The sequence below is a fragment of the Gorillibacterium massiliense genome, from assembly GCF_000455485.1.
Taxonomy (GTDB): Bacteria; Bacillota; Bacilli; order Paenibacillales; family NBRC-103111; genus Gorillibacterium; species Gorillibacterium massiliense.
On sequence record NZ_CBQR020000107.1, the window covers coordinates 18,980 to 39,324 of the forward strand.

23 protein-coding genes and 1 tRNA gene are annotated in these 20,345 nt (G+C 50.0%); 6 read left to right on the forward strand and 18 right to left on the reverse strand.

Features of this window, described 5'->3' with window-relative positions:
• Nucleotides 1-180 precede the first annotated feature (180 nt).
• From TJ79_RS15175 to mtrB, 10 genes are all read right to left on the reverse strand, one after another.
• A complete protein-coding gene (locus tag TJ79_RS15175; protein WP_040951186.1) occupies nucleotides 181-963 on the reverse strand; it encodes a CheR family methyltransferase in 783 nt (260 codons plus the stop codon).
• 55 nt (nucleotides 964-1,018) lie between these two features.
• Complete coding sequence (ndk, locus tag TJ79_RS15180; RefSeq protein WP_040951187.1) at nucleotides 1,019-1,462, reverse strand: nucleoside-diphosphate kinase; 444 nt, start codon at nucleotides 1,460-1,462, stop codon at nucleotides 1,019-1,021.
• Between the two features lie 71 nt (nucleotides 1,463-1,533).
• Nucleotides 1,534-2,508 (reverse strand): polyprenyl synthetase family protein, encoded by a 975-nt coding sequence (locus tag TJ79_RS15185; protein ID WP_040951218.1) that lies wholly within the window; start codon nucleotides 2,506-2,508, stop codon nucleotides 1,534-1,536.
• Nucleotides 2,509-2,512: 4 nt separating this feature from the next.
• On the reverse strand, nucleotides 2,513-3,361 hold the full coding sequence (locus TJ79_RS15190; protein ID WP_052339623.1) for a menaquinone biosynthetic enzyme MqnA/MqnD family protein: 849 nt from the start codon (nucleotides 3,359-3,361) through the stop codon (nucleotides 2,513-2,515).
• A complete protein-coding gene (locus TJ79_RS15195; protein ID WP_040951189.1) occupies nucleotides 3,354-3,953 on the reverse strand; it encodes a UbiX family flavin prenyltransferase in 600 nt (199 codons plus the stop codon). Before TJ79_RS15195 ends, TJ79_RS15190 begins: the two co-directional genes overlap by 8 nt.
• On the reverse strand, nucleotides 3,950-4,822 hold the full coding sequence (locus TJ79_RS15200) for a UbiA-like polyprenyltransferase (RefSeq protein ID WP_040951190.1): 873 nt from the start codon (nucleotides 4,820-4,822) through the stop codon (nucleotides 3,950-3,952). The genes TJ79_RS15195 and TJ79_RS15200 overlap by 4 nt, the downstream gene beginning before the upstream one ends.
• A 17-nt stretch (nucleotides 4,823-4,839) precedes the next feature.
• Complete coding sequence (locus tag TJ79_RS15205) at nucleotides 4,840-5,547, reverse strand: demethylmenaquinone methyltransferase (protein WP_040951191.1); 708 nt, start codon at nucleotides 5,545-5,547, stop codon at nucleotides 4,840-4,842.
• A gap of 15 nt (nucleotides 5,548-5,562) precedes the next feature.
• Nucleotides 5,563-6,426 (reverse strand): heptaprenyl diphosphate synthase component 1, encoded by an 864-nt coding sequence (locus TJ79_RS15210; protein ID WP_040951192.1) that lies wholly within the window; start codon nucleotides 6,424-6,426, stop codon nucleotides 5,563-5,565.
• Between the two features lie 113 nt (nucleotides 6,427-6,539).
• On the reverse strand, nucleotides 6,540-7,070 hold the full coding sequence (locus tag TJ79_RS15215; protein ID WP_040951193.1) for a hypothetical protein: 531 nt from the start codon (nucleotides 7,068-7,070) through the stop codon (nucleotides 6,540-6,542).
• Between the two features lie 167 nt (nucleotides 7,071-7,237).
• Nucleotides 7,238-7,459, reverse strand: a complete 222-nt coding sequence (gene mtrB / locus TJ79_RS15220) for a trp RNA-binding attenuation protein MtrB (RefSeq protein WP_040951194.1) — start codon at nucleotides 7,457-7,459, stop codon at nucleotides 7,238-7,240.
• Between the two features lie 204 nt (nucleotides 7,460-7,663).
• On the opposite strand from mtrB, the gene TJ79_RS28185 reads away from it, so the two are divergent.
• Complete coding sequence (locus tag TJ79_RS28185; protein WP_155987906.1) at nucleotides 7,664-7,951, forward strand: hypothetical protein; 288 nt, start codon at nucleotides 7,664-7,666, stop codon at nucleotides 7,949-7,951.
• Between the two features lie 152 nt (nucleotides 7,952-8,103).
• On the opposite strand, the gene TJ79_RS15225 is transcribed toward TJ79_RS28185, so the two are convergent.
• Nucleotides 8,104-8,177 (reverse strand) — tRNA-Pro (locus TJ79_RS15225).
• 242 nt (nucleotides 8,178-8,419) lie between these two features.
• Between TJ79_RS15225 and TJ79_RS15230 the strand changes: the two genes are divergently transcribed.
• A complete protein-coding gene (locus tag TJ79_RS15230) occupies nucleotides 8,420-9,532 on the forward strand; it encodes a stalk domain-containing protein (RefSeq protein WP_040951195.1) in 1,113 nt (370 codons plus the stop codon).
• A gap of 42 nt (nucleotides 9,533-9,574) precedes the next feature.
• Nucleotides 9,575-10,687 (forward strand): stalk domain-containing protein, encoded by a 1,113-nt coding sequence (locus TJ79_RS26035; RefSeq protein WP_052339624.1) that lies wholly within the window; start codon nucleotides 9,575-9,577, stop codon nucleotides 10,685-10,687.
• Nucleotides 10,688-10,813: 126 nt separating this feature from the next.
• Here the strand turns inward: TJ79_RS26035 and TJ79_RS15240 are convergent, their stop codons facing one another.
• The 7 genes from TJ79_RS15240 to TJ79_RS15270 form a co-directional block, all read right to left on the reverse strand.
• Nucleotides 10,814-11,086, reverse strand: a complete 273-nt coding sequence (locus tag TJ79_RS15240) for an HU family DNA-binding protein (RefSeq protein WP_040951196.1) — start codon at nucleotides 11,084-11,086, stop codon at nucleotides 10,814-10,816.
• A gap of 207 nt (nucleotides 11,087-11,293) precedes the next feature.
• On the reverse strand, nucleotides 11,294-12,772 hold the full coding sequence (gene spoIVA / locus TJ79_RS15245; RefSeq protein ID WP_040951197.1) for a stage IV sporulation protein A: 1,479 nt from the start codon (nucleotides 12,770-12,772) through the stop codon (nucleotides 11,294-11,296).
• A gap of 289 nt (nucleotides 12,773-13,061) precedes the next feature.
• Complete coding sequence (locus TJ79_RS15250) at nucleotides 13,062-13,790, reverse strand: hypothetical protein (protein ID WP_040951198.1); 729 nt, start codon at nucleotides 13,788-13,790, stop codon at nucleotides 13,062-13,064.
• A complete protein-coding gene (locus tag TJ79_RS15255) occupies nucleotides 13,784-14,131 on the reverse strand; it encodes a 2Fe-2S iron-sulfur cluster-binding protein (protein WP_040951199.1) in 348 nt (115 codons plus the stop codon). Before TJ79_RS15255 ends, TJ79_RS15250 begins: the two co-directional genes overlap by 7 nt.
• Nucleotides 14,132-14,173: 42 nt before the next feature.
• Nucleotides 14,174-14,467 carry a 2Fe-2S iron-sulfur cluster-binding protein gene (locus tag TJ79_RS15260; RefSeq protein WP_040951200.1) on the reverse strand — a complete coding sequence of 98 codons (294 nt, stop codon included), beginning with the start codon at nucleotides 14,465-14,467 and terminating at the stop codon, nucleotides 14,174-14,176.
• A gap of 16 nt (nucleotides 14,468-14,483) precedes the next feature.
• Nucleotides 14,484-14,654 carry a DUF2768 family protein gene (locus tag TJ79_RS15265; RefSeq protein ID WP_238323021.1) on the reverse strand — a complete coding sequence of 57 codons (171 nt, stop codon included), beginning with the start codon at nucleotides 14,652-14,654 and terminating at the stop codon, nucleotides 14,484-14,486.
• 151 nt (nucleotides 14,655-14,805) lie between these two features.
• Entirely contained in the window at nucleotides 14,806-15,099 is a 294-nt protein-coding gene (locus TJ79_RS15270; protein ID WP_052339625.1) for a stage VI sporulation protein F, read from the reverse strand.
• Between the two features lie 174 nt (nucleotides 15,100-15,273).
• Here TJ79_RS15270 and TJ79_RS15275 point away from each other — a divergent pair, with 174 nt between their 5' ends.
• The 3 genes from TJ79_RS15275 (at nucleotide 15,274) to TJ79_RS15285 (ending at nucleotide 20,341) form a co-directional block, all read left to right on the forward strand.
• Complete coding sequence (locus TJ79_RS15275; protein ID WP_040951202.1) at nucleotides 15,274-17,901, forward strand: winged helix-turn-helix domain-containing protein; 2,628 nt, start codon at nucleotides 15,274-15,276, stop codon at nucleotides 17,899-17,901.
• Nucleotides 17,902-18,012: 111 nt separating this feature from the next.
• Nucleotides 18,013-18,552: a helix-turn-helix transcriptional regulator gene (locus tag TJ79_RS28450; RefSeq protein WP_052339626.1), complete on the forward strand. Its 540-nt coding sequence runs from the start codon at nucleotides 18,013-18,015 to the stop codon at nucleotides 18,550-18,552.
• Nucleotides 18,553-18,772: 220 nt separating this feature from the next.
• On the forward strand, nucleotides 18,773-20,341 hold the full coding sequence (locus tag TJ79_RS15285) for a copper amine oxidase N-terminal domain-containing protein (RefSeq protein ID WP_040951203.1): 1,569 nt from the start codon (nucleotides 18,773-18,775) through the stop codon (nucleotides 20,339-20,341).
• Nucleotides 20,342-20,345: the final 4 nt, after the last annotated feature.

Consider the following 20,345-nt stretch of genomic DNA (forward strand, 5'->3'; position numbering starts at 1 on the left):
ATGCTTTGACAAGATAGACTCGTCAGTTCACTTACCTTAGCACAAAACCGCTGAATCGTAACGAAACAGCGGTTTTTCCGACTACATCAGAATTTGTAAGTTTGCCACTATAAATACCCTGATTCCGCAACAGTAAACGCCGCTCGTCCCCTTCGGACGGCGAAGCCGTTTATCCTTGTTTTATAGCTTGCGGTAAAAAAAGGTATCCGCCAACTCCATCCCGTACCGGTTCGGCGAAAAGATCTGCTCCGTGCTGCCCACGAAGAGGATTCCTCCCGGCCTGAGCGCCGCGGAAAATTTTTGATACAGCTCATGCTTGGCTTCTTCCGTAAAATAGATCATAACATTGCGGCAAACAATCAGGTCGAAATTGTTCTCAAACCGGTCCGTCAACAGATTTTGCTTTTGAAAACGAACGTATCGCTTCAATTCCGGGTTTACCCGAAAAACTTCTCCCTCTTTGATGAAGTTTTTCTCCAGCTGCACCGGCGGCACATCCCGGATGGAACGGTCCAGATATACCCCTTGCTGCGCCTTCTCCAGCACGCCTTCGTCCAAATCCGTGGCCAGCAAAGAGGCGTCCCTCAAAAGCCCGTGCCCTTGAAGGATCATCGCCAATGTATAGGGTTCTTCACCAGTGGAGCATGCTGCACTCCAGACCCGCAAACGGCGGTTAACGGCTGTAAGCTGCGGCAAAATCCGCTCCTCCAGCACCTGCCAGCGATTGGGATTGCGCCAAAACTCGGAAACGTTGATGGTCATCCGGTCCAAAAACTCATACAGCAGCTGCTTGTCTTTTACGATAGCCTCGAAATAGGCGTCAAAGGATGAAAACCCTTTTTTGATCCGCAAAGTAGTTAAGCGGCGCTTCATTTGCGCTTCCTTATACTGGCTTAAGTCAATGGTGGTGTAGCTTTTGATCTTCCCCACAAAGCGATTGAATTCCTGGTCCTGACTCTCCACGTTGGATAATCCCGTCCTTTATCCGCACATATAGATCGTTACTTTGCCCCAAAGTTTAGATCCATGGGGCGATAGCTTTTTCATAATCCAACAGCTCATCCGGTTTGAAAAAGAGAGCGATTTCCCTCTCCGCGCTGGCAGGAGAATCCGAACCATGAATGAGATTGAAGGATGTATGCAGGGCATAATCGCCCCGAATGGTTCCTGGCAATGCATCCTCTGGCTTGGTCTTGCCCATCATCATGCGAGAAAGAGCGATGACGTCGTCACCTTGCCACACCATGGCCAACACCGGACCTGATGTGATGAAGCGGACCAATCCGTCAAAAAACGATTTGCCTTGATGCTCCGCATAATGCCGGCTCGCCAGATCTTCGCTGATGAGCATGAGCTTGCAGCCTACAAGCTGCAGACCCTTCCTCTCGAAACGACGGACAATCTCGCCGATCAATCCGCGCTGCACGCCGTCTGGCTTGACCATCAAAAAGCTTCTCTCCATCACTCGTTCTCCTTTGCTTGTGGAATGAAGTCCATCTACACATGCGCCGGTTTAACGCGGCGGTAATGTGACTAATAGGAGCGTTCGCCGACAAAATGGGCGATACCGATCAAATCTTCTTTTGCTCTGATGTTCGGAAGCTTCTCAAGTGCATGAATCGCTTTTTCCTTGTACCGAATGGCAATATCCTCCGCTTGCTGCAGTCCGGCGCTGCCCCGCACGATCTTCAGAAAATGCGATACATCCGTCTGACCATCCACTTCACGGATTCGCTCCAGCTCTTGAAGCAAAGGATCCCGAAGCTCAGACTCCCTCATTGCCAGCAGAACAGGCAAAGTAATGTTGCCTTGGCGAATGTCGTTGCCAGGCGGTTTGCCGATCTGTTTCTCCGTGCCGCAAAGGTCAAGAAGATCATCGCGGATTTGGAAAGTCATCCCCACATTGTACCCGTATGTATATAAGCTTTTGGAGACGTCTTTTGGCGCACCTGCAGCAATGGCACCCAACTGACAGCTGATGCCGATCAGGAGTGCGGTCTTGCGCTTGATTCGGAGCAGATAATCCCGCATCGTTTGCCCGCTGTTGAAAAAGTGGCGGATCTGCTCCATCTCGCCGATATTCATTTCCACAATTGCGCTGGACATGATCTGGTGAATTTCCGGCTGCGGAAGACGAGTCACCATCTCCAACGCTTTTGCAAAGATATAATCTCCCGTGTACATGGCAATCCGGTTGTCCCACTTGGAGTTCACCGTTAGTTGGCCGCGGCGCTTGTCGGAATCGTCGATCACATCGTCATGTACGAGGGAAGCCATATGAATCAATTCCATCGATACGGCTACGTTTTTCAGCTTTTCCAGGTCGTATTCGCCATATTGTCCGGCCAGCAGCACGAAGATCGGTCGAATCCGCTTGCCTCCTGCTTTCAGCAAATGCATAGACGTATCCCGCAAAAGCTGATGATCGGAACGGACGCTTCTTTCCAGCTCCTGTTCGATGTACCCCATATCACTCTTTAATCTGGCGTAAATATCTAGTAAATTCATCATTTCACCTGTAGGACGGAATGTCTTGCCACAAATCGATGGTAACGGGACGGTCCAAGAGACCCAATTCGAAAGCATAATCATAGTACAACTGCAGGCCGCTCCATTGCTCGGGACCAAAATCGTATGTGAGTTGACCGAAGTATCGTCTCCAATATTCCTCGGTTCCACCGATAGTCGCCATTGCCTCCACAACTAGTGGAGTCGGATCGGCAAGTCCCCGGGCTTTGCTGTCCCGGAAAGCGTGGTACACCTCGGACACCAGCTCCGGATAGCGCTCAACCGTATCCCGGCGAACCGCCCAAACCGCAAAGCTCATCCAACGGCCGGTTTTCTCGTTCCACAGCTCACCCAAATCGGTCACCGTATAGCCGCTTTCTTCCCAATCGGACCGAATGGCGTCATCCCCGATAAGCAGGGCGGCGTCTTCATCCTCCCGCATGTTGCTCAGGCTGGGAGCGTCGTACCGATACTGCGGATTGCCATCGAAGAACTTACTGAGCAGGATTTTCAACAAGTTCACGGAAGAAGCTGAGGTCGTCGGCAGCATGATTTTGCCGTGGGCAACCTCCGATAGCGGCTTTTTATGAAAGAGCAAAATGGAGTTTACCTTCCCCCAGGCACTGACCGACAGATCGGGAAACAGCACCAGCTGCTCGGAGTTTTCGCCGTAAGCGAAGGATGAAATGGCACCCATATCCACAGCGCCTGCGGCAATGGCTTTATTCAGCCCCGTTGGAACCTGTTTGATCAGTTCTACTTTTTCGCCGAACCGATCCACTGGAAAGTAATAATAGATAGGCCACACGTTGGTAAAATCAATGCGGCCGATACGAATCAATGGTTTATTCATCATGCTCTCCCCATCTAGCATATAGATTATGCTCTAAACCCATGGAATCCAAGACGCGTCCTACCATATAATCGATCATCTCGTCCAGCGTCTGCGGCAGCTGATAGAAAGCAGGCATCGCCGGAATGATACGGGCGCCAAGCCTGGTCAGCGTCAGCATATTTTCAAGATGTACGGCATGCAGCGGCGTTTCCCGGGGAACCACCAGCAGCTTACGGCCTTCCTTTAGCATCACATCCGCAGCCCGTTCAAGCAGGTTGCCCGATGAACCATGAGCAAGTCCTGACAAGGTGCCCATGGAGCATGGGATGATCACCATCCCCTCCGTGCGAAAAGAGCCGCTGGCTATGCTTGCGCCAATATCCTGAATCGGATGATAGATCAATTGCCCGGTTTCCGCCGGAAAATGCTCCGCCAGCGCCTCTTTGCGTCCGGTTACCTGCCAATTCAACTCATCGTGCAATACGCGCCAACCGGCTTCCGTCACCACAAGATGCACCGTCAACCCCTGCGCTAGCAAAAAGCGGCATAGCCGCACGCCATAAACGACGCCGCTGGCCCCCGTAATCCCGACTACCCATGGACGATTCATAACAGCTTCACCGCCAGATCAACGAAACAAGCGACAAACACCAGAATGCTGAGCGCTGCGTTCATGGTAAAGAAAGCCGTATTCACCCGCACCATGTCGTTCGGGTTGACGATCCAGTGCTCATAAAACAAGATCACGTATGAAATAATGATGCCTGCAAAATACCACCAACCGAGATCAGTCAGGAAGAATAAGCTGGTTAAGCCTACGGCCGTCAGAAAATGCAGCACTTTAGCGACGATTAATGCATTTGCAATGCCAAATCGGGACGGAATGGAGTACAAGCCGTCTTCGCGGTCATATTTCACATCCTGGCAGGCATAGATAATATCGAAACCCGCCGTCCAAAGAGCGATGGAGAAGTAGAAGATCATCGCCGTCCAGTTGCAGTGGTTCGTTACCGCCACCCAGCCGCCCAGTGGAGCCAAAGCGATGGTCAAACCGAGCACAATGTGGCAAAGCCAGGTGAATCTTTTCGTGTAGGAATAGAAGGTAAGGCAAAAAACTGCGATTGGGAGCAGCTTCATCGCCAAAGCGCTGAGTTCGGCTGTCGCCCAGAAGAACACCACGAAAGATACGATGATGAAGATGACAACCTCTGCCACCGACAACTTCCCAGCGGGTATAGCCCGCCCGGCGGTGCGGGGATTCTTTTTATCGATATAGCGGTCAAGCAGCCGGTTCAGACCGAAAGCCGCACTGCGGGCTCCGACCATCGCCAAGGTAACCCACAGGATTTGCATCCAGGTAGGAAAGCGGCCATTTACTTCTGCCGATCCCAATATGGCTCCCATATAAGCAAATGGCAGAGCGAACAGTGTATGTTCAATTTTGATCATATCCAAAAAAACTTTGATTTTGTGAAACACGATCGTTCCCCCAACGCTTATTTTTCTTTTTTAATGCCGATATGCAGCGCCGCGATTCCTCCGGTGAGGGGGTAAGCCTCGACTTGGACGAGTCCTGTCTGCCTGAAAATATCGGCCAACTGCTTATGGTCGGGGAAGCTGACAAGGGAATCCGGCAGCCACTTGTACTGTTCGTAACGTTTTGCGATCAATTTGCCGAGGTTTGGCAGTACTTTACGGAAATAGAAATAATAAATCCCTTTAAACGGTTGCCAGGTCGGCTTGGATAATTCCAAGCATAGCACCTTGCCGCCAGGCTTGATAACACGCTGCATTTCTTTCAGCACTTGTACCAAATCGGGCACATTGCGCAAACCAAACCCGATGGTAGCATAATCGAAGCTGTTGTCTTCAAAAGGAAGCTCCATGGCATTGCCCTGTACCAGCTCAATGCGGTCATCCAGATGGGCTTGGGCCACTTTCGCTCTGCCGATCTCCAGCATGTTGGCGCTGAAATCGAGGCCTACAATACGGCCTGAGCCGCTTGCTTGAGCTAAGCTGATGGTCCAGTCGCAAGTACCGCAGCACAAGTCCAGCGCTGCGCTGCCAGGAGTGGCGGCAAGCTTTTTCATCGTAAACTTTCGCCATGCTTTATGCCGGTTGAAGCTAAGAATGTTATTCATGAGATCATATTTCGGCGCTATGCTTTCAAACACCGAATGGACAAATTGTTCCTTGGATTTCATCAGCTTTCGGTCACCTCAAAATTCTTCCTGCACCTTGGGATGTTTTAAGACACGGGTCAGCAGCTCGCTAATGGGCTGTAGATCCTTGGACAAACGGTCGGAATGAAACTGGCGGATTTTTTGGGCCAAGAGATCCACTTGGGTATCGAGCAGCTGCATAAGCTGGCTTTTCACATTATATTTGAGCAGCAGCGTTCGAATTTTGCCTGTGTCTGATTCCATGGATTGAAGCTGTTTTTTTTCCTCCTTGCTGGCGGATTGCAGGATATGCCAATACCCCCAACTGCCTTTGAAGCTTTCCAAGACGCCGGTGCGATTGATTTCGTCGGCTAGCACCTCACAGCTCGTCACAATTTGCAGTACTTCCGGCCACAGCCGCCGGGAAATTCCGGTCATCCAAGTTTGAAAGCTCAGAAAGAGCTGGGATTTGATGGTGACCATACGGCGGATATGCTCTTCAGCGGTGAGCTTGACCTGCTTCGCCAAGGAATAATAATTCATCTTTTGACAGTTAACTTCGCAAATGGAAGCAGCCAAATGACGAATCATCTCGATTTCACCGGCTTCCGCCAACAGGTGATAATAATGGGAACTAAAATAATCCCCGGCTAATACTTTAAGCTGGCGCGCCCGAGACGACGGCTTGTCCTTCAATTGGTTTGTAACGGGAACAAGATCATGGGTATCGAGGCCGAGCTGAACCAGAGAAGTTACAAGAGCGTATAGCTCGCTGTTCTTCTCTGTTTCCGGTTCACGATTAAGAAATGTAAAAAGCAGACGGGTACGGAATTCCGGGAAATCCGGGAGATCCGTATGGATACGGATCATATCGTGTTCCGTGAACCGTGCAGCCAGTTCTTTCATATGAGAAATGGTCATCCTGGGCCTCCGAGATCATCACTCGTACACCTTGCGTGCACAAGAGTCATTCTTACTTCTGACACATTATTATAGCATAACCCTCCGCCGCACGCACTTTTGCCGACACCCCGTTATGTGCGCTTGTCTTTTGTAATCATTTCCAGTCCTTTACGCGTAAATGAAAGCCGGCAGCGTTTTTCCAGCATCGCACGCAAAGTGTCCGTATCCTTTGGCAGTTTGCGCAAATTCCCCGCTTCCCCGCGGCGGGTATTCAGCGAAACGAGCAGCTGCTCCGACCCTTGCTCCCATGAGTCGGCTCCGTAAACTCGCGCCTGAATTTCATCGATATTCGTCGTGCCTTCGACCGAGAACTGCGCTAGTTTGGAAAGATCCTGCAGCACGTCCTTCTCGTCTTGTCCGGGTTGCATGATGTAATCGACGGCTAGCACAGGCGAATTCCAACTAGCTCGTCGGATTTCCATTTTCTTCGGCAGGTCGACCAGCAGATCCACCAAATTGGAATCCGTCAACTTCTCTTTCAAACCGTACCCTGCTGCTTCAATACTCCCTCCGCGCTCTTCTGCAGTTGGGAGAATCGACAATGATGCCGCGATGGCAACCGACAGCAAGGTGGCGACGGCAAACCGTTCTCTCCAGCGCATCCGAACCCGCCTCCCGGAAACAACTCTATATTTTCAAGTATAAGCCCACAAGCCGCACAACATTCCTGTCAAACGGTTATCTTCCGCGAGACATCTCAGGTTAGGCACACAAAAAAACCGCACCTCGCAGCGACTGCTGCCGTACGGTTTCATTTCCTTCATCATTTCTATTCGTCCGTCTCCACTTTTCCATGCTTGGTCAGGACAGTGGCTTTACCGCGAACCTTAACGGCGGAGGTGTGATCGGTAAACTGGGCGATCAGCACTTCTCCCTTATCCAGCTTCTCCGTATGGTGAAATTTAGTGTCCTGGCCTCGGGTCAGGCCAATGACATGCACGCCGTTTTCCTTGGCTTTGACTACGAAATAATCATAATCTTTCTCTTCCATGAACAGCCTCCATCATCGCAACGATTCTATTCTCTTATGATGCTGGAAAACCCGGCGGAAGTCAAATGTATGAGCATAGCGGAAACAACCAAAGCCAATGAATTTAGGTAAAGTTTCAATATAGAGATTTATAAAAATACCAGCAGACTATCGCCATACGATTACTGGATTCAAGTCGTATACGACTCATCCTTCTTCTATCACGTGCAATATGACATCAGCGTCAGCAATGAACAAAGATCAGCTACAATTACCGAACTCCAAAACCATATGGAATCTCTCGCCAAAGCAACGATAAAAGCTGCACCGGGAAAAAAGATGATGGGACAATATTATAAATCCTGGTATCGTTACCCAACGCTAAAAGTTGACCTAGTAAGCTATCATTACTTTACATGGAAAAATTATTCTGGAGATATAATTATGAATTACGAAAATGCCACGCTCGGAGATTTCCGGTGGAACTCATTTACAGACGACACCCTTGAATAAGCAAAAGAACGCCGTTAAATTGGACACCTCCATTTTAGTGGCGTTCTTTTCGTTTAGTCGGTTTGACATGCTTACTACATCAACGGAGAAACAAAACGCCTCCCGTTCGAAATAAATCGAACGGAAGGCGTTTTGCTCATCTTGCATTAGAGTCGGAGTAACACGATTCGAACGTGCGACCTCACCCACCCCAAGGGTGCGCGCTACCAGGCTGCGCCATACCCCGACGTTTAAAAGAAGCGCTGCAGCTTACTCTTTTTTCAGCCGCAAGAAAGAGTTTATAACATGGGCAAATTAAAGTCAAGAAAAAAGACTGAAATAATGAAATTAATAATCGCAGATTATCTCTTGCGATTTCCCGAACTTTTACCAAAGGAACGCCGTCAATTCTTATAGCTGCTAACGATTTATTCCTGTCGGCAGATATCAATCATACCCATCGACTCAAGTTCAAAAGGAGAAGATATCATGACTAGTAAACAGACCAAACAGCCGCAAGCCTCGCGTTCAACTGCTGCCAAATGGGTTGCCATCCCTTTGTCAGCCGCTCTGCTTTTCGGTGCCGGAGTCTCAGTACCCGCTCTTGGTGGCACCGCTCATGCGGAAGCTTCAGCAGATCAGAACGGGCTTAAAATCTCAACCTTGTCTCTCCTGCTTGATGGGACGGAAGTGACCGTTCCAGGGGTCATTACCGATTCGGGCACCTCCTATGTTGGCATAGCCGCCATCGGAGAGAAGCTGGGTTTGAAAGCAATTTGGGATGCCGCGACGAATACCGTAACCGTCACAGGTCCACGAACCAACGTTGTGATCAATCCGAACGAAGATGCACGCTTCCCCTACACCGTCAACGGGCAAAAGCTGTATGAAGCTCCCTCTTATATCATCAAGGGAAGAACCTACGTCCCATTAAAATTCATTCTGGAGCAGTTCGGTTACAACGTAACCTATAACCCGAAAGCCCAGAAAATCTCCGTAGATAAAGTGAATGTGAATGACCTAACCATGGGTACAAAATCGTTGGACGCTTCCACCAATACCTATACCCTCTTGGCGCAGTATCCTTCTATCTCCGGCATGGCAGATGCGCAGGTTCAAGATAAGTTGAATGATTTCTTCAAAACTGACGCGGAGAACGCCTTCGCCGATGCCAAAAAGGAACTGTCCTCGACGGAGGGCGGCAACCCCGATGCCAAATACGAATTCTTCTACGATTATAAAGTCCCGTATAACCAAGACGGCAAACTGAGTGTTATACTGGAAAATTACATGTATACAGGCGGGGCTCACGGAAATACCGGTCGGAAAGCCCATACCTTCGATCTTGCCACAGGCAAGGAGTTGACGCTGAAGGAAGCGGCAGGCGATAATCCCAAATTTAAAGAAATCATCAATGCCGAGGTCGCAAAAGTTTTCCAAGCGCCGGACTATCCGCTCCTCACTCCCTTCACGTCGATTTCCGATAATCCGGACTTCTTCCTGAGAGGGAACGATCTCGTGGTCTTCTTCCAGCAATACGAGTACACACCTTATGCCTACGGCTTCCCGGAAGTCGTCATCCCGCTGTCCAAATTCAAGTGATCTAGCAAAAAAGGGAACCCATTTGCATAAGGAGAAGCTGTCATGACCAGTAAACCGACCAAAGAACCGTCAGCTTTGCTTTCAACTTTTGCCGGATGGATTGCCATTCCCTTGTCGGCTGCTCTGCTATTCGGCGGCGCAGCCGCTATACCCTCGTTTGGCAGTACCGCTCATGCAGAAGCTGCGATCGATCAAAGCGAGCCAACAATCTCAACCTTATCTCTCCTGTTAGACGGAACGGAAATAACCGTTCCGGGATTCATTACCGATTGGGGGACCTCTATCTCTTATGTCGGAATAGCCGCCATCGGAGAGAAACTGGGTTTGAAAGCAACTTGGGATGCCTTAACGAATACCGTAACCGTCACAGGTCCGCGAACCACAATTGTGATCGATCCGAACAAAGACATGCGCTATACGTACACCGTCAACGGACAAAAGCGATATGAAGCTCCATCCCATATCATCAAAGGAAGAACCTACGTCCCGTTAAAATTCGTTCTGGAGCAATTCGGATATAACGTAACGTATAATCCAAAAACCAAGCAAATCTCCGTCGTTAAAATACATGTGAACGAGCTGACTATAGGTACGATATCATTGGATGCTTCCACCGACACCTATACCCTTCTGACACAATATCCATCGATCTCCGGAATGGCCGATACACAAGTTCAAGATAAGTTGAATGAAGTCTTCAAAACTGACGCAGAGAACGCCTTCGCCGATGCCAAAAGAGAATTGTCCTCAACCGAGAACGGCAATCCTAACTACGAACAGCTCTACGATTACAAAATTCTGTACAATCAGAACGGCAAGTTAAGCGTCGTCCTGGATAACTACATGTACACATTCGGCGCCCATGGAAGAACCATCCGCAAAGCCCATACCTTCGATCTTGCCACAGGCAAAGAGTTGACGCTGCAAGAGGCGGCGGGCGGTAACCCAAATTATAAGGAAATCATCAATGCCGAAGTGGCAAAAGTGTTCCAAGCGCCGGACTTTCCGCTCCTCTCTCCCTTTACGTCTATTTCGGATTGTCAGGACTTCTTCTTGAGAGGGGATAATGTTGTAGTGTTCTTTCAGCAATACGAGTATACGCCTTATATCTATAATTTCCCTGAAGTCGCCATTCCGCTTGCCAAATTTAAATGATTTAGCCAGAGTAAAAATTCTTATGAAGCAAAAAAGGGGCTTTCTCCCGATCACCAAAGGTGGTCGAAGGAGAAGCCCCTTTCTTCTGCTTATGAGAGTTAGAAATATGTACAGCGGATGTTCCGCTTAGCGGATTCCCTCTCTCAACTGTTTGCCCGGACGGAAAGATGGAACCTTGCTTGCGGAAATCTCGATTTCCTCACCGGTTTGGGGATTGCGGCCCTTACGTGCAGAACGTTCACGAACTTCGAAATTACCGAAGCCAACTAACTGCACCTTGTCTCCGCCTTGAAGAGCGTCGGAAATCGCTTCGAATACGGCTTCTACCGCTTTCGTCGCATCCTTCTTGGACAATTCGGAAGATTCAGCCACTTTAGCGATCAATTCGGATTTATTCATGTCATTCACCTCCTTGAGCAAGTCAGATACGTCTACTTCTCTTTGTTTACGCTTTCCAGGAAAAATATACGTGAATATGCTCAAAACATCAAATTTATAGTAATATACCTCTTCCCGATTTGCAAGCCGGGAAAAAGGAAAACCCCGACAGCCGCCCTATCCAGCAGGCGGATGCCGAGGTTTCTTTCTTCTAAACTTATCAAACCGTTAAAGAATAATCGCAATGAGTCCGCCGGAGCCTTCATTGATAATCCGGCCCAACGTTTCCTGCAGCTTGTAGCGGGCGTTGTCCGGCATCATGGCTAGCTTACCTTGAATGCCTTCCCGCACGATGGAGTGGAGCGACCGTCCGAAGATATCTGAATCCCAAATCTTCAGCGGGTGTTCCTCGAAGTCTTGCATCAAATAGCGAACCAACTCTTCGCTTTGCTTCTCCGTCCCGATAATCGGCGAGAATTCCGATTCCACATCGACACGGATCATATGAATGGAAGGGGCTGTCGCTTTCAGCCTTACCCCGAAGCGTGAGCCTTGACGAATGAGCTCCGGCTCATCCAGTGCCATTTCTGCGAGGGTCGGAGGCGCGATGCCGTAACCGGTCGTTTTCACCATTTCCAACGCTTCGGCAAACTGATCGTATTCCCGTTTCGCATGGGTCAGCTCTTGCATCAGCTGCAGCAGATGATCCTTGCCGCGGACTTCAACACCCATCACTTCCATCAAGATTTTATCGTAGAGTTCATCCGGAGCATACAAGTCAATTTCCGCCACTCCTTGCCCCATGTTCATGCCGGCAAGAGCGGCCCGTTCGATGAAATCGTATTCCGCAAAATGGCTGACCACCCGGTCCACATCGCGCAGCCTGCGGATATCCTGCACCGTGTCGCGGACAGAATTCTCGAAGCTGCTGCGCAGCCAGTGATTATCCTTCAACACCATAACCCAGCTAGGCAAATTGACATTCACTTCATGGACCGGGAATTCATACAGAACTTCCCTCAGCACGGAAGTCACTTCTTCTTCGCCCATGGTCGCCGCGCTCAAGGTCATGACAGGTATGTCATATTTGGCCTGCAGTTCACTGCGCAGCTCCAATGCGGAATCGCTGTTCGGCTTAGCCGAGTTGATCACCAGAATAAAAGGTTTGCCTACTTCCTTCAGTTCGGCAATGACTCTTTCCTCCGCTTGCACATAGGATGAGCGGGGAATTTCCGAAATCGTTCCGTCGGTGGTGACGACGACGCCCAGCGTTGAATGCTCCTGAATGACCTTGCGTGTGCCGATTTCCGCCGCTTCCTCAAAGGGAATCGGCTCGTCGAACCACGGCGTATTGATCATCCGCGGACCGTTCTCGTCTTCGTAGCCCTTGGCTCCGCTTACGGCATAGCCCACGCAATCTACCAGCCGCACGTTTACATTCAAACCTTCTGCCACCGTGATTTGCACGGCGTTGTTCGGAACGAATTTCGGCTCAGTGGTCATTATCGTCCGTCCTGCCGCGCTTTGGGGCAGCTCATCGGTTGCGCGGATGCGGTCGGATTCGTTGCGGATGTTGGGGAGGACACCGGCTTCCATGAACCGCTTGATAAACGTGGATTTCCCGGTACGGACCGCGCCCACGACTCCCAAATAGATATCCCCGCCGGTCCGTTCCGCAATGTCCTTAAAGATATCGACTTTCTCCAATGAAGATCTCCTCCTGTAAAATGATTGAACGAAGCAGGCGGGAACCGGCGGGCCTTAAGGGCTCCGTACGCCTAAGCTCCACAGCAGCCATACTCGTACATTCCTTTGGACTAGTAAAAATATATGTACGTGCTCATAGATTATGACTGCCACTTCCGTAAAAGATGCTTTCCGGCAGGCGATTCACGGAAATGGCATTCAATCTTTTTTATGCGCCAAATCCGCAAATATGCCCCACAAAAATAAAAACAGCGTTCCGTTATAGGGAAACGCTGTTCGTTAGGTGATTTCAATTATCTTGTAATGTGACCAAATCATCTATCCAGTAATAGGGAAAAGAACGAACCGGCAGAAAAAAGCCCTCATCCGTCAGCAGTCTGCGAAGGTCCGTTTTATCGTCATGGGGCGATTGATCCGGGTGATCCGCCATCATCTGTCCGATATCCGCCGCATAATCGACGCCTACGGTACCCGTTTCGTTCACGATCAAATAGCACTTATCACCGCTATAGGGGCTCATGAGCCGCGGCTCCTTGACACCCAACTTGTGAAAATCAAGGAGATAGAATCCCGAAGAGAGCATCTCCCCGAAAGGTAATTGGCCCCCATGCCGAGACTTATAGGCATCCACATCATCCTGAGCTTGCTTAACAGCTTGAAAGGCGCGTAAATCCAGCAGCCTAACCGCCGGCTTCCCATTCAGATAGTAAAGGACATATTGCAGATGGCCTCCGTTTTCAAAAGCATCCGCCGGTATTTTCGCCAAATCGCCGGAATCTTTCAGGAGGAGCAGATCGACGGGATACTTTTCATAGAGGGGAGTCGCTGCATCCGTCACTTTCACCGGCAGTTTATGTTCCCGCTCCAAATAGACATCCACCGCTTGCTGGACGACAGGCACATAATCACCCGGTTGAATACCTGACTGACTGTTTGTTTCCGGACGAACCATGCAACCACCCAGCACAAGCACTCCGGCACAGATGAGGAGCAGGTGACGGATTCGGCGTTTTACCACAGATCCTCCTCCTTCTGTTTAGCCAGCAGAGCACGTACCGCCGATTTCAGCGGGTCCTCCGGCACCAGAACCTCGACGTCGCCGTTTCCGGTTACTTTCGCCTGGCAAGCAAGCCGCCAGCCCTCTTCCAGTAAAGCGCCTAGCTTCAGTTGCTCGCTCTTCTCCGGCTTAGTTAAGAAGGATTGATCCTCCACCTTGACCTTACACATCAGGCAAGCTGCTTTTCCGCCGCAGCGGGTCCGGATGGAAACCCCCGCCCGGTTGCCCGCATCCAAAAGCGACGATCCCGGGCGGATGGCTATTTTTTTATTTTCCGTCAAAAATCGAACCACCGGCTGCACGGGATTCCCTTCTTTCTTATCACTTAACACCGCTGCCTGCGGCTAAAAATAGGTTTTATTGACTGCGGTAATCGACCCTTCGCTTTTCACTATGGCTTGACAGCCCAAGCGGAAGCCTTCTTCAAGCTCCTCCGGCTCGAGACGGTCGAATTCCTCATCCGTCGGCTTGGCCAGCTGATCCAACCCCTCCGTAATGAGACAACGGCAACGGGCGCATGTCCCTCTCGTACAGGAAAAGCCCCAGTCTACATCGTTTTTCAAGGCAATATCAAGAATAGTCTTACCCGGCTCCGAGGCAACTTGTTTGGAAACGCTACGACCTTTCAGGTTGATCATGGTATGTATACTCTCCTTAGCTCATCGATGCCAGCATAAAAACGACACTTATCAATAAAAGCACAAACGCAATCGTAACAAAGAGAAAGCGAAAAGGTCCCTTCAGCTTGCTTCTGGCGAAGATCACGAGTGCCGCCGCCGACAGCATCAAGCCCATGCCCGTAAATGAAGCCCACATTTTATCCATGCTGCTCACGTTTCGATTTCCCTCCCCTAGAAAATCTAAACCCGATTATACCATTCCCCCTCATCTTTGTGAAACGCATACAAAGAAAGAAGCCGCCTGAAGGCAGCGATAGGCTGCCCAGACAGCTTCTTTAGGTAGAGTCAGTGTTCCGTCACTTATTCCCGCCGCCGATAAACTTCATAAGCGTCTCCAGACTGCCCAGGTTCATCTTGCTGCTTTGGACAGCGGTAACGATTTCCTTGACCGTATCTTCCGCCACTGGAACTCCTACGAGACTGGAAACCTGTTGGATCAGCTGCCGCAATTGCGCCTCGCTTTGTACCGTCTCCGGCGTAACACCTTGAGCGATTTTATGAATATCCTTTGCGGTTACCGACTTTCCCGTTTTGTTTTTCACCAGCTTGAAGACGCCCTTTGATACGTCCTTATCGTTTTTCTCACGCATTCTATGACCTCCTTCGCCCCGCATCGGCTGAAATAGTTTATGATCTTGCGTTTCCGTTGTTGTGGGCGGCGACTGCATATTGAAGGATATAGAACCAGTGTATAAAATAAGGATATATATCCTTATTTTTGAAATCGCTTTTTTGTCCAAATTGGAGACTGGAGAGGTTCCCTTATGAACCAGGAGCAATTGCTTACGACAAAACTCTATATCCCTCATAATCCGGCGGCCTTTATTCAACGTTCCGGGCTGCTGGCAAAGCTGGATAAGGCGGCTGAAGGCAAGCTTACCTTGTTAACGGCTCCCCCCGGTTTCGGCAAGACGACGGTTGTGGCCGACTGGGTTCGGCGAAGATCTTATTCCAGCGTCTGGGTATCCTTGGATAAAGGCGAAAACGACTTGCACCGGTTTTGGAGCTACATTATCGCCGCCTGCGAGCCTCTTGTTCCGGGAATCCAAAAAAAAGCACGCTCTCTCCTTCACTCCTTCTTGCAAATCTCCGGAAGCCAATACGTCACTTTACTGATTAATTCGTTGTCGCCGATGGAGCAGGATGTGATGCTGGTTTTGGATGATTATCATACGATCCATTCGGAAGAAATTCATCAGTCGATCGAATATCTCATCGAACAGAGTCCGAACCATATCCATCTATGCATCATCAGTCGCAAAAAACCGCTGCTTCGCGTCGCGATGTTGCGCGCCAAAGGTCAGCTGAAGGAGATCGCCGACTCCGACTTGAAGCTGACGGACGAGGAAATCGCGGCTTTCTGGATAAGCCAAATGGGCATCGGATTATCCGCTGCCGAACTGGGCCGGCTAGCGGACCAGACAGAAGGCTGGATCGCCGGCGTACAGCTTGCTGCTCTTACGGCAATGAACGGACCCTCCGCCATCAACCATTTCTCCGGCAAACACCGCTACGTCGTCGATTATTTGATGGAAGAGGTCATCGACCATTTACCGGTGGGGGTAAGGAACTTTCTGCTCCAAACCTCCATTCTGGAAAGAATGAATGTAGAACTTTGCACCGCCGTCACCGGAATGGAGAATAGTGAAACGTTGCTCCATGATATCGAACAAGCTAACCTGTTCGTTATCCCCCTTGACGGTGAGGGATACTGGTTTCGGTACCACCACCTGTTTGCCGATTTTTTACGCAACCGCCTAGCCCGAAACAACGAAATCGAGGCAGCTGGCTTGCACCTGCAAGCCAGCATCTGGCTGGAACAGCATCAGCTGTTGGAGGAAGCCATCAACCACGCTTTGTCGGCTAGCGACTATGATAGGGCCGCCTGCTTGATCGAAGCTATCGCCCCCAAACTATTCGACCGCCAGGAACTGACCCTCGTGGACAGTTGGCTGAACCTTCTGCCATCGAATTACATCAAAAGTCCCGGCCTTCTCCTGATTCACGCCTGGAGCGATCTTCTCTCCAAAAGATTAGAACGCATTCCCTTCCATAAGAAAATGATTGATGATGCTCTGCAGACAATCCCGGATGAACATCAATACACCCGGATGCAGGAAGATGCTTTTATGTTCGTTCATTATTGCTCTTTTTTGATGGGAGACTTTGACGAAACCATTCGCCTGATCCAGATTCTGAATAACCGGGAGACCGATACCATTCTCGACGAATCGGAGCTCATGCACCGCTATTTGGAAATTAACGAAGGTTTGGCTCCGCTTATAAGCGGCTTTTATGGTTTTTCAGGAAATCTGAAACAAGCGGAGGCCTTTCATCAACTCTATGCTTCCTTTATCGATAAGAATAAAGCCGACGGAACACGCTACAGCGCTTACCAGCGTACGGCTTTAAGCGAACTGTATTACGAGAAAAACGAGTTGGATAAAACCGACGAATATCTATCCATTGCCATTCCAGCCGCCGTACAAAACAATTGTCTGGGTGCTCTGATCCCCGCCGTCATCGTTCAAGCGAAGCTCAGACGAGCACGAGGAACACCGGAAATCGCCGTTGCCGGAGTCCGGGGCGTTATGGAAAGGCTGGAACGAGAGGGGCTGCAAGGTACCCATTGGCACGGGTTGCTGAATGCCTGCCTTGCCCGTTTTCTTGCGGAACAAGAGGATTTCGACTATGCGCAGGATTGGTTGGAGAACCGGACTATACGGGTTAAACCGAACACCGCCCCTTACTCTGATTTTGAACGATTGACTCAAATCCGCCTGCTGCTGCATCTGGGGAAGTATGAGGAAGCTCTTCCTCTCGCCGTCCAATTGAGCCACGCATCCAAAACCACTGGGCGAATATGCACGCTTATGGACTCTCTTTGTCTGGAAAGCCATCTCCACCTCCGTTGCGGGAATGATTATGAAAGCATGCGGTCGCTTCATACGGCTTTGACTATCGGCGAGCAGATGGGCTATTCTCGAACGTTCATCGATAACGCTCGCTGGCTGGCTCCCGTCCTAGCTGTATACATCAAAACGCGGATCGACCGTTCGATTCCCGAGCTCCTGACCGGCGCATCCCTTACGTTTGCCAGACAACTACATGCGGCCTTCGCGCAAGCGGACGAACGAACAGTCTGGGAGCAGGTCCCTGCGTATGCCAAACCTGGTCGAGCCAACACTGTACACACCCTTACGACACGAGAGACGGAGATTCTACAGCTGATCGCATTGGGCTATTCTAATAAAAAAATCGCTAAGGAGCTTGTCCTTACCGAAGGAACCGTCAAACTGCATACGCATCGGATTTATAGCAAGCTGCAGGCCAACGGCCGATTACAAGCGATCCAAATCGGCAAGAAGCTGCAGATCATCCCTTTGGGATAAGGAGAATTCGCCAAAGATATAACCCGGTTTATACCCTTCGTTAGATTCCAACTCCGGAGGCAAATGCTACAATCTGTGGCATTAGGGGTTACCTTAGGGGAGGAATTTGCCGTGATTGAGCTTGAAGCGAATCTGCTTAATGATTCGCTCCTGCAATCTCTTTTGCTTGAACGTATGACGGAGCTTTATACTTGCGTAAAACTTATGCATGAAGCTCTTGAAATGAACAATAAGGATGCATTCAGTTGTGAGCTGCAACAATTTAACCGCATCCTCGCTCCCATCTTCAGCCGATTTCTGACGGACTCGCTCCGCCCGTCGCTTCAGCCCGAGCTCCTCGGGAAATGGGCGGCTCGGCATTTCTATCACATTTTGACCGGGGAGGCGGAACCGAAGCTGACGGCGGAACCGAAAAGGCAGCTCCAGGATGATGAACCCATCTTTAAAGAGTATGGGTATACATTAACCAATCGTGAAACGGAAGTATTAAAGCTTACAGCCCTGGGCTTATCCAACAAAGAAACCGCCCGCCGGCTCGTCTTGTCGGAAGGAACCGTAAAGCTTCATCTCCATCGGGTCTATAGCAAGCTGCAGGCCAGCGGCCGAGTGCAAGCCATCCAGCGGGCAAGGCAGCTGCGGCTGATTCCATGACATCTAAACATCTATCTAAAATAAAGAGCCGGTTGTGAAGCATTAAGCTTCAAACCGGCTTTTTATTATACTAATGCCAATCTAATAATTGCTAAAGATATAACTCTATATATATCTATCGTTAGACTTCGGAAATGTCTTCCTTTGCTACAATCAATGGTGCTCGGGAGGAAAAACCTTCCAGCGTTATGGTTGGAGAAAAAAAGGAGGATTTGTAGCAATGAAGAAAATCGCAACACTGTGTTTGGTTCTCGTCATATCTCTACTGCTTAATTTGACGGCTTCAGCCGCCGCCAAAGATCCGCAGTATGAGCCGGTCAAGGTCAAGATAGACGGGGTACTGCTCAATGCGGAAGCATACAGCGTCAAGGGACGGACAATGGTTCCACTTCGGGCCATTTTCGAACGGCTTGGCGCCGAGATCAAATGGAATGCGGAAGCCCAAATGGTAACTGCTGTGAAGGGTCAAACCACGATAAAGTTGGTCATCGGAAAAGCGACAGCCACGATCAACAACAAAAGCGTGACCCTGGATGTGCCGCCGATGCTCATTAAAGAGCGAACCTTCGTGCCTCTTCGCTTTGTATCGGAAGCATTGGGAGGTGAGGTTTCCTACGATGCACCGAATAAGATGGCTCTCGTCAATACAAAGCCGGCAGAATGTAAATCAGGCGTTGTGCACTCCGGTAAAATCAATTCCGCCGGCGAGACTTGGAAAGCTTGCGAGAGTCCCCACTTTGTTGAAGGTGACTTCGATATCTCGGGGCTGGAAAGTCCCGTCCTTACGATAGAAGCCGGCGCTGTCGTCCGCTTCATGAATGGCGCTTCCCTCTTCGTTGGAGAAGTTGACCCGGGAGGACTGGTCATAAACGGCACTGCCGATAAACCGGTGGAGTTGACAGCGGATAGCGCGAGTCCTGAACCGGGATTTTGGAAAGGGATCCGTTTCGGCGAGTCCACTCTGAGGAATAAAGCGGCAATCAGCCATGCCAATATCGAATATGCCGGCGAAGGAGACAAAGGTGCTGTCAATATCCAATCCTACGGACAGCCCCTTGAAGTGAACCTTGCCGATACCCAACTGAAGAACAACCTGTTTTCCGGAATCCAGCTGGCAGGCTTCGGTCGCCTTGCTTCGGAAAGTCCCGGAATCATCGTAACCGGTACTCATTCATCCTTGAACGGCGGTGGTTTCCCTGTTATCGCCGATATCGTGAGCAGTCATCAACTGCCGAAAGGAAAGTATACAGGCAACGCCCTCGATGCCATCCGCATCACGAATATTAGCTCCTATGCCGAGATGAAGTCGAACACGACCTGGCGCAATTTAGGCATCCCTTACGATATGGATATTTCCATAGATGTGGATGGTGCAGCGAATCCAGTGCTGACAATAGAACCTGGAGTCGTAACGAACTGGGCACCGGATACCGGTCTGTACATCGCAGAAACGAATAAAGGCGGGCTCCACGCTGTCGGCACTGCCGATAAACCCATTACGTTCACCAGTTCTATGGAACAACCGGGCAGTTGGCAAGGCATCACCTTCTCAAGCAACTCCGCTTCGAAGACGATCCAATTGGAGTACGCAGTTGTGGAATATGCAAAAAAAGGTGCCTATTTGTATAACGATCTGGGACCGGTGATTAAAAATTCGACCTTCCGTAATAACGAAGAATACGGCCTATATATGCCTCTCTACAAAGTCGGAGTTACCGACTACCGGGTGGGATTAGGCAACACTTTTAAAGAAAACGGCACTGACCAGAATTTTGAAATGACGGAGTGATCAC